General features: G+C 54.3%; 8 protein-coding genes. 1 reads left to right on the top strand and 7 read right to left on the bottom strand.

The window, feature by feature from the left end; genetic code table 11:
* The 3 genes from ACR0NZ_RS14980 to ACR0NZ_RS14970 form a co-directional block, all read right to left on the bottom strand.
* Window positions 1-1,710 (bottom strand): M10 family metallopeptidase C-terminal domain-containing protein (locus ACR0NZ_RS14980; RefSeq protein WP_480519968.1); only part of this gene is annotated, 1,710 nt, incomplete at its 3' end.
* A 464-nt stretch (window positions 1,711-2,174) separates the two neighbouring features.
* A complete protein-coding gene (locus ACR0NZ_RS14975; protein ID WP_480519966.1) occupies window positions 2,175-4,547 on the bottom strand; it encodes a 1-deoxy-D-xylulose-5-phosphate synthase N-terminal domain-containing protein in 2,373 nt (790 codons plus the stop codon).
* Window positions 4,548-4,562: 15 nt separating this feature from the next.
* On the bottom strand, window positions 4,563-5,762 hold the full coding sequence (locus tag ACR0NZ_RS14970) for a methionine gamma-lyase (RefSeq protein ID WP_480519964.1): 1,200 nt from the start codon (window positions 5,760-5,762) through the stop codon (window positions 4,563-4,565).
* 116 nt (window positions 5,763-5,878) lie between these two features.
* On the opposite strand from ACR0NZ_RS14970, the gene ACR0NZ_RS14965 reads away from it, so the two are divergent.
* On the top strand, window positions 5,879-6,331 hold the full coding sequence (locus ACR0NZ_RS14965) for an Lrp/AsnC family transcriptional regulator (protein ID WP_209507088.1): 453 nt from the start codon (window positions 5,879-5,881) through the stop codon (window positions 6,329-6,331).
* Between the two features lie 239 nt (window positions 6,332-6,570).
* Here the strand turns inward: ACR0NZ_RS14965 and ACR0NZ_RS14960 are convergent, their stop codons facing one another.
* The 4 genes from ACR0NZ_RS14960 to phnC are packed head-to-tail and all read right to left on the bottom strand — an operon-like array spanning window position 6,571 to window position 9,894.
* Complete coding sequence (locus ACR0NZ_RS14960; RefSeq protein WP_480519962.1) at window positions 6,571-7,476, bottom strand: HAD-IIA family hydrolase; 906 nt, start codon at window positions 7,474-7,476, stop codon at window positions 6,571-6,573.
* A complete protein-coding gene (gene phnE / locus ACR0NZ_RS14955; RefSeq protein ID WP_480477272.1) occupies window positions 7,473-8,288 on the bottom strand; it encodes a phosphonate ABC transporter, permease protein PhnE in 816 nt (271 codons plus the stop codon). Before phnE (ACR0NZ_RS14955) ends, ACR0NZ_RS14960 begins: the two co-directional genes overlap by 4 nt.
* On the bottom strand, window positions 8,288-9,103 hold the full coding sequence (gene phnE, locus ACR0NZ_RS14950; protein WP_480477270.1) for a phosphonate ABC transporter, permease protein PhnE: 816 nt from the start codon (window positions 9,101-9,103) through the stop codon (window positions 8,288-8,290). Before phnE (ACR0NZ_RS14950) ends, phnE (ACR0NZ_RS14955) begins: the two co-directional genes overlap by 1 nt.
* Window positions 9,100-9,894, bottom strand: coding sequence for a phosphonate ABC transporter ATP-binding protein (gene phnC, locus ACR0NZ_RS14945; protein WP_480477268.1), 795 nt, complete (start codon window positions 9,892-9,894; stop codon window positions 9,100-9,102). The genes phnE (ACR0NZ_RS14950) and phnC overlap by 4 nt, the downstream gene beginning before the upstream one ends.
* Between the last annotated feature and the right edge of the window lie 59 nt (window positions 9,895-9,953).

Genomic DNA, 9,953 nt, shown 5'->3' with positions numbered 1-9,953 from the left:
TGATGACGCGAATGCTGTCGACCCGCTGGTCTCGATATTGGTTGTGACGTGGCCGGTCTGGCCGTCATTGTTCAGATCAACACCATAAAAGGCCTCGACATCCACGACATTGGCTATGCCGGTCCCGCTAACATATTGGCCTGTGGCATCCGTGGTCCATTCGGCATACGATCCGTTCGCATTTTGCCACAGCACCTTGTAGCCACCACCCGATGCTTCGGCCTGAAGTGCCTGCCAGCCTGCAAGCGAGTTTTGCCCAATAGACTGACCACCGTAAATCAAAGCAATGTTCGAACTGCCGCCATCCAGCACATAAAGCCCTTGGCTGGCATGTTGTAACGTTGTTCCCTGAGTATCGATATCTGAAAGCTGCATCGCAGACTTGATATTCGACCGGGAATACTGCTGTAGCCCGTCAAGAAACTGGACCAACTCTACGTCGTCTGCAATCGTGAAGGTTGTTCGCGTGATGACGTCCAAAAACTCGTATAAGACGCCGTTTTCAAAGAATAAATAGTTACTTATCGCGCTGACAAATCTGACAGTGTCTGTGCCGGTTCCACCTGTAAACGTGCCTGCGTTGCTTCGCACGACAGCCAGATCATTGCCTTGGTCCCCAAAGACTTGGTCAGCGCCGGTACCTTGGGCCACAAAAATGATATCGTTGCCTTGGCCGCCATAGATGGTGTTGTTGTTGCTTCCGTTGGACAGCGAGTGAATGGTGTCGTTTCCGTCGTTCCCACGCAAGACGTTCTGCGCAGTGTTTCCGATAATGATATCAGCGCCCGACCCGCCCGACGCGTTTTCAATCACAACGCCGTGCGCGATTGTGAAACCACCTTTTACCCCAGCGGCAAAGGAAACCGCCCCACCGCCCGTGACGGAATAATCCAAGGTGGCAGCCCTTAGGTCGATCTGTGCGTTCGAACTGCCTACATGCTGGATCGTGTCAATTCCACCAGTATCCCAAATGGCTTGGTACCCTGTTCCTGCGACGTTTGCAGAGGGAAGCGTGTAGGTGTTGCCCCCGGAATTGTGCGATGTATTCGCCCCATACATGGCCTGCAACGCGGCAATATCCAAAGCCCCAAGCCCCGTTGAACCACCGTACGTTGCGTTAAAGTACAGCGCCCCGTTTTGTGAAGTCCATCCATCGTTATACGACATCACAGTATAGACGCCCTGATTGAGGTTCGCTGCGCCAAACGAGTCGAATGGCGACGTTACACCGTTCAACACGGTTGTTCCCAATCCGGTGTCATGAGGATGGCCCAACCCGAGGGCGTGACCTAATTCATGGACCAAAGTGGTAAAGAAATACCCGCCCGGATCACCGTTTCCGTTGAAAGAAGCAGTCCAGTATGACGTGTTGAACGCACCATAGGACGTCCCGTTCGATGGCGAATAATGAAATCCGAGAGTTCGCGGGTTATCAAAGAATGAAGAAGGCGCAATAACCTCAACCAAGTCGGCGAAACCGGAGGTGACTTCGACAAAATTAATGTTTGCAACGGCTTCTATTGCGGCCAGCGCCGCACGAAACTCCGCCTTATACTCCGATGACCAAGCGAGTGTATCGGAGAAATGCCCGAAACTGTAGGAAATCACTGTCGTGGTCGACGGATTCCCGTCACCATATGCATAGGTACCCTGGATAGAGCTGAGAGGAGAACTTACGGAAGGTCTGGGGATTGTTGTAACAGTGGCCATTATTCTGTCTTAGAAATTAGGTGTTATTGATTGCGCTGAAACTGTTCGAACAAAGTGTTCTTTTTGGGGCAAACGCGTACCGGAGTGCCTCCTGCAAACTACAATATTAACGGCAATTCAAGAGTTACCTTCTCGAAGGCCAGACGCATTTTTATTAAGCGCATACATGAAAAAGATTATTGCCAATAAACCGGCCGGATAGCGCACATAGTTCGACTTAATGCACGCAAAATTGATTTTCATGGCGGTCCATACCTGCGACAGTTTTGAGCACCTGTAGTGACAGAAGCAAAGGCGTGCGGATTTCTTCTTTAGTCCCGAACGGCAATTCTTCTCAGATCCCAAAAGTTTGGCTCGAACAAGGTGCCTTTCGTTCCGGGTTTCGAACCCAAGGGCGCGCCAGCACAAAGGGCCCAAATACCCGGAGGGTAAGGGCCCCTAGCTGCGACGCCCAATACCGCCGCTCATGTGCGAAGCAAAGCCTTGCCATGGGTCAGACCGTTCACCTTCTCCAGGATGGAGTCCGCGTCAATGCTATGGTGCCGATAGAGGTCGCCGATTGTCCCTGTCTGGCCAAAATGTTCGACCCCTAATGGGATGGTCTGATGTCCCTGTACGGCACCCAGCCAAGACAATGTCGCGGGGTGTCCGTCAATCACGGTAACCAGCTTGCAGTGGCGCGGCAGACCGGACATCAAAGTTTCGATGTGGGACCGAGCCGTCTGATTGCCGCGCGAACGCGCCCGTTGCGCTGCCGTCCACCCGGCGTTTAGCCGATCTGCTGAAGTCACCGCCAGCACTCCGATGTCTTTGCGTCCTTCGCCCATCACGCCAGCGGCTTTGATCGCTTCGGGTGCAACGGCCCCTTGATAAGCGATTACGACCTCGCAATTCGGGCCCGGCCTCCGCAACCAGTATGCACCATCAATGGCACCTTGACGGAACTCATCGTCCACGCGTTTGCCAAGCTGTTCAATCGGGTTTGTCGTCAAGCGCAGATAAACCGAACCGCCTGTTTCGTCACGCAGCCAGGTGCGTTCGTCCGGCTGCCCTTCGCCGTCGCGCTGAAGATAATCAAAGGCCCATTCCATGATCACGGCCAGTTCATCGGCAAAGGCTGGCTCAAAGGCCGCCAGACCGTCCTGGCTCATCCCGATCAACGGTGTGCCAATGGATTGATGTGCGCCGCCTTCTGGGGCCAGCGTAATGCCCGAAGGCGTGCCGACCAGCATAAAGCGCGCATCCTGATAACAAGCATAATTGAGTGCATCGAGGCCGCGGCTGACAAAGGGGTCATACACAGTACCGATCGGGATAAGCCGCTTGCCGAACAGGGAATGCGAAAGGCCCGCAACGCCCAAAAGCAACATGAGGTTCATCTCGGCAATACCAAGCTCGATATGTTGCCCTTCAGGAGTAAATTCCCATTTTGCCGTCGAGGGGATACGGTGTTCAATAAAAGCGTCGGCTTGCTCGGATCTGGCAAACAGTTTGCGCCGGTTTACCCACGGGCCAAGGTTTGTTGTGCCTGTGACATCAGGAGACGTCGTCAGGATACGCTCGGCCAATTGACTGTCGCCCTTCGACAAGTCATCCAAAATCTTGCCGAAAGCCATTTGGGTCGAGATTTCGCGGCTTGTGTCGATGTCAATAGATGGAACATCCAGCTTGTCATCGAAATAGCGTCGCGGACCTTTGGCAAAGAAGGAAACTTTCGACAGAAAGTCTTTCAGCGCTTCCGGGTCCTGCACTGCCGCAAGTGGCTCCCATTCCTCACCGGCAGGCACGCCCATGTGTTCTTGCCACGCGACGAACTGGCTGTTGTTCATCAGCCCACCGTGGTTGTCCTTGTGGCCCGCAATTGGCGTACCCCATCCCTTGATCGTGTAGGCCAAGAAACAAGTAGGGCGGTCATGTTCGATGGCAGCAAAGGTTTGGGCCATGGTCTCAACGCAGTTGCCGCCGAGGTTTTCCATCAATGCAGCGAGTTCGGCATCTGTGCGCCGCTCGATCAGCGCCGTCACATCCCCCTGATCCCCAAGATCGTCCATGAGGCGCTTTCGCCAAACCTCGCCGCCCATGAACGTCAGGGCCGAGTATTCCTGGTTCGAGCAGGCATCAATCCAGTCTCGCAGCCGATCGCCGCCAGGTTCTTTGAAGGCCGCACGCTGCAACACGCCGTGCTTCACGCGCACAACATCCCATCCGAAGGCATCAAAGATTTTCTCAATCCGTTCGAACAATCCTTCACGAACGATGCCATCAAGTGACTGCCGGTTGTAGTCGATAATCCACCACGTGTTGCGCAGGCCATTTTTCCAGCCTTCCTGCAATGCCTCGTATACGTTGCCTTCATCCAGCTCAGCGTCGCCTACAAGCGCCACCATTCGCCCCATCGGGGCATCTGCCCCCCAGTTTTTGGCCTTGACGTAGTCCTGAATGATCGAAGCAAACGAGGTGATCGCGACACCCAAACCTACCGAACCTGTCGCGAAGTCGACATCATCGATGTCCTTTGTCCGGCTGGGATAGCTTTGCACGCCACCAAACCCGCGAAAGTTTTCCATCTTCTCGCGGGTCTGGTTGCCCATGAGGTACTGCATCGCGTGGAAAATCGGTGACGCATGCGGTTTTACCGCAACCCGATCTTCGGGCCGTAAAGCCGAAAAGTAGAGCGCAGTCATGATCGAAACCATCGACGCAGACGACGCTTGATGACCACCGACCTTTATCCCATCAACCTTGGGCCGGATATGGTTGGCATGGTGGATCATCCAATGCGACAGCCACAGCAGACGCTGTTCAACGATTTTCAACTGGTTGGGATCATACGGCATGGTGGTCTCCGGGACTCAGGCGGCACTGCGGGCAGGGTAGGGCAAAGCTTGCTCTAAATCTGCAAGGATATCTTCAACGTCTTCCAACCCGACGGAAAGTCGGATCAGGCCATCGCTGATTCCATGTTCTGCTCGTTCTTCCGCAGTATACGTCGAATGGGTCATGGATGCCGGGTGCTGGATTAGGGTTTCTGCGTCCCCCAAGGACACGGCGCGCTGGATCATGTTCAGGCGGTTCATGAACTTGATGCCACCGGACAGGCCAGACTTGATTTCAAAGGCGATCATGGCCCCCGGCTGCGACATCTGGCGTCGTGCGACATCGTGCTGGGCAAAACTCTCAAGCCCCGGGAAATACACCTCACTGACGGCAGGGTGTGCCTGAAGGTAATCGGCAACAACCTTGGCGGACGCACAGTGGCGATCCAGTCGCAGGTTCAGTGTCTTCAGCCCGCGCAGGATCAGCATTGCGTTGAATGGTGCCATCACTGCGCCTGTCATGTCCTTCATGCCGACAAGCCGGATCTCAGAAATCTGCTCGGCGGTTCCGACCACAAGACCCGCGACCACATCGCCATGCCCGCCCAGATATTTGGTGGCGGAGTGAAGGACGATGTCCGCGCCGTGCTCGATCGGGCGGGTCAGATAGGGGCTGGCATATGTATTGTCGACTACAACCTGCGCACCAACAGAATGCGCGATCTCTGAACTGGCGGCGATATCCACCAAGCGCATGTTTGGATTGGCTGGGGTTTCGAAGTAGACGACACGGGTTTTTTCGGAAACAGCGGCTTTCAGGTTCGCGGTGTCCGTCATGTCAACATGGGTAATAGTGACACCCCATTTTGCCAGACCGTGGCGCATGAAAGCGAATGTGCAGCCATAGAGTGTTTTGTCGACAATGACTTCGTCACCTGGCGACAACAGGGTCCAAAGTACGGCGGTAATTGCGCCCATCCCACTGGAGAGCGCGAGCCCAGCCTCGGCACCTTCCAGCACGGCAATACGCTTTTCAAGAAGGTCACAAGTAGGGTTCGATATCCGGCTATAGATATGACCTGCGCGCTCGCCAGCAAACATTTCACCGCCTGCCTCTGCGGTTTCGAAGGAGAAGGTTGAGGTCAAGTGGAGGGGCGGGGTCAGTGCACCATCATTTTCAAATGGGTTGTAGGCATGATGAATGGCGCGAGTGGCAAATCCGGTTGTGTGGGTCACGGTGGGCTCCTGATCTAAGTCGTTATCACTTTGCGCCTTTACTTTGAGCAATGGGTTGCGAATAATGCCACGTTGAGGACCTACATTGGCATATTATGCTAAAAAATGGAGATAAGATGGACGCCAAGGACAGGCAAATCATTCGAGCGTTACAGCGGGATGGGCGTATGACGAACCAGGATCTTGCTGATGAGGTCAATCTGTCTCCTTCACCGTGTTTGCGGCGGGTCAAAAACCTTGAGGCCAGCGGTGTCATCAAGGGATACAGTGCCGATGTGGACGCTGCTGCATACGGGATGGCTATAACCGTCTTTGTCCGCATCCGGCTTGAGCGGCACAATGAAACAGATGTGCAGAAATTCGAAAAACGCGTTCGGATGATCGATGAAGTTCTAGAATGCCACGTGCTGACCGGCGCAATGGATTACCAGTTGCGGGTATTGGTATCGGACCTCGAAGCATACGAAGACTTTATTCGAAACCGAATTCACCCGATCGGCGGGATAGCTTCGATCGACACCAGCTTTGTTTATGGAACAGTCAAGAAAACAGCGGTGTTTCCAGCCTGAGATGGTTTGAGTTCTCGAAAGTGACCCTTAGCATTGAGTTCTAGATTGTTAGGATGCGGAAGAACCAGTTTCGAGTTTCCGTGACTGTGAGTATTACCTCGGTTAGGTAAAATTCGCCGACTGGATGCGTCTCCGTAAAAGTAACATAATCATCATTACGCGAGCTTCCTGCAAATCAAAGGTGAATTAACCCAACACTGCCCGGACGCTCCACCTACAATTCGCATTACTTCAAAATCTCAAGGTCGGGTCACAACAAAATCCGGCACGATCGCTGCCTGTTTGATCGCTTCCTCGACATCATGCCCGGCGAAGAATCCAAAATCCGAGACAAGTGCCGAAGCCACTCCGGCATGACGCGCGCCCAGAATGTCAGTATGCAAACTGTCACCCACCATCAGAACGCGGGATTTGTTGACAGGCCCAAGTCGCTGAAAAGCAAGATCATAGATATTGCCGAATGGCTTTCCATAAAATTGCGGGGCTACACCTGTCCGGTCGGCCAAACGGTGTGCGAAAAGACCTGGTTCTTTGGAAAAGCCGTACTCGCGCGGGGCAACGATATCCGGGTTGCCCACCAATACCGGGCGGGGGCGGCTTAGCAATGCCGCCTCCAACATCGCCTGCCGGGCTTCGGTCCAGGCGGCTGACCCGATCATCAGAAAACCATCAACAGATTCGTAGGGCTGCGGGTCATCCTCCAGATAGGTTAATTTCAAACCTTCCAAGTCGCGAAGACCGGCGCTGGGTGTCGCCATCAAACCCCAATGCAGCCCACGTTGGCCATTCAGCCCGGACAGCAACGTAGCCCGACTGGTGATCACATCCTGCGGCGCGAAGTCATATCCCAGTCTGGTGTATTTCTCCAACAGCGTGGCGTGGGGAAACCCAGCGGCATTCGACACCACCAAGACACGTTTGCCCGCAGCCTTCAGTGACTTGATCCGTTCGGGCGTTTCGGGGATCGCCGTGTCGCCTATATTAAGAACCCCGAACGCATCCAGAAGAAACACGTCAAACTCATCCTTAATTTCGGAAAGAGTCTCGATACGACGATAGCTCACGTCGTTCGGTTCAATATCTGGAAGGCGGTGCCGGACGGCTTCGTAAGCCTTGAAAGCCTCTTGCGCTGAGAATCCGGTCAAATGATCGCTCCTCGTACTTTTGCCGAAACCCACTCGCTGATCATGACCGCAAAAAGAATTACAATTAGGATCAGGCTCACTTGCGGCCACGCCAGAACGTTAAGCGAGGCCGAAAGCTGCAACCCGATGCCACCGGCGCCAACCAGCCCAAGCACTGTGGACTCGCGAATGTTGATATCCCAACGAAAGACTGCAATTCCGGCAAATGCTGGCAGGATTTGCGGAACGATCCCATACGCCATGACTTGCCACCGCGAAGCACCGGTGGCTGTGATCGCCTCGACCTGACCGTGATCAATCTCTTCAATCGCTTCGTAAAGAAGTTTAGCGCAGAACCCGATTGAACGGATGGCGATTGCTATGACACCTGCGAACACGCCCGGTCCAATTATAGCGATCAATAGCAGCGCCCAGATCAGCGAGTTGATTGAGCGGGTCGAGACAATGACCAACAAGGCAATGGGGCGGATGAACAACGCCGACGGAGTAGTGTTGCGGGCCGCCAAAAAGGCAACAGGTACAGCCAAGCACAGAGCGATGATCGTGCCCAGAGTAGCAATGTTCAGGGTATCCCAGATCGGGCGACCCAACTGGGTGATATAGTCCCATTTGGGCGGCGTTGCTCGGGTCCATATATCGTTGGCGATACGGGGCGCGTCCCAGACAAAAAACCAGGTTGTCGATTCTGAAATGAGCTGCCAACAGTAGACAAAAATCGCTACGCCCAAAAGCCAGCCAAACCAGCGAACCAGGCTTTGGCCCGTCGTCCGCCTGCGCCAGATTTTTGTATCGTCGCGTTCAAGAACAGGCATTACTGAACCCTCGCGCGGATAATCCCCGAAAGGTATTCAAGGGCCATGACGATCCCGATGATAAGGATCAGAATGGCGGCTGCCGTGTCATATTCATATCGATCAAAAGCAGTGTTCAGTGTCGCGCCAATGCCGCCTGCCCCCACCAGCCCGAGAATAGCGCTTTCCCGGAAATTGATATCGATCCGGTACATGGAAAGACCCACAAGCCTAGGCATGATCTGAGGCTGAACCCCGTAGTTGATCCATTGCAGCCATCTTGCACCAGAGGCCTGGATCGCCTCTGCCTGAACTTTGTCCATCGCCTCGATATCTTCAGCCAAGAGCTTGGAAAGAAATCCAATTGTCGCGAAGGACAGCGTCAGAAATCCTGCCAGCGGGCCAAATCCGAAAATGGCCACAAGCAAAATAGCAACGATAATTTCCTGCAGCGCCCGGCTTAACGCGACAATGCCGCGGCAAATTATATAGATTGGCAACGGGGCGATATTACGTGCAGCCCCCAATCCAATCGGGATCGAAATCAGGATACCAACAACCGACGCGGCCACGGTCATCACAATGCTTTCCAGAAGGCCGGCCCAGATATCTGACCACCGTGAAATGAAATCCGGGCTGGTAAAGGCAAGGACGAACGCCCATCCCCTGTCCAGTCCCTCATAGACCCTTCCCCAATCAACATCGATGGTCATGAAAGCCGCGATCAGGTAAGCGAAAAACCCAAGTATCAATGCCCTGCGCAGCAACGTGTTTTTGATAAAGGCCGGTTTGCGCCAACCTTTTCCCAGCATGTCGTCAAGTTCTCGATGGCTCATTCTGCGGCCTCGACATCTTCATCCTCATCCACTTTTTCGATGGTCGCTTCCCAGTCTTCCTCGCCGTAAATCTCGGTCAGCTTTTCCGGGGTGAGCCCTGTTGGGAGACCATCAAAAACGATTTCGCCAAAGCGGAGGCCTACGACACGGGGAACAAACATCTGGGCTAGTGCCACGTCATGGATGTTGATAATGGCCGCCAGCCCGCGTTCCTGACACAGTTCGGTGATCAACCGCATGATCTGACGACTGGTCTTCGGATCCAGCGACGCGGTCGGTTCATCGACCAGCAACAACTTTGGGTTCTGGATCAGAGCGCGGCAGATACCGACCCTTTGGCGTTGACCACCTGATAACTCGTCCGCGCGTTTGTCAGCCATATGCAACAGTCCCACGCGGTCCAGAAGGCGGAAAGCCTCGTCCACATCGGACTGCGGATACCGCCGCAGAAAGCTGCGCCAGAAACCGACATACCCTAACCGACCGGACAATACGTTTTCCATCACGGTGAGGCGTTCGACTAGGGCATATTCCTGAAAGATCATACCCATTTCGCGGCGTGCTTTCCGCAACGCACCCGAGCCGAGTTTGGTCAGATCCATGTCGTCCAGAAGAACACCGCCGCTTGTGGGCTCAACCAAACGGTTTATGCAGCGGATCATGGTCGATTTACCCGCGCCCGAGGGTCCGATCAGTGCAAGCACCTGCCCTTTGGGAACCTCAAGATCGACGGCCTTCAGTGCCTGATCTCCGGTCTTGTAGGTTTTTGTTAGCTTTTGAAGACGCAGCATAAATTGCCCCCGATTAGGGTGATTAGCGGGCCTATTCAGGCCCGCCGGATTGACCAAGG

This window comes from Ruegeria sp. AE3, from assembly GCF_056542225.1.
The sequence above is the reverse complement of the archived record's forward strand: the minus strand, read 5'-3'. Positions and strand labels throughout refer to the sequence as shown.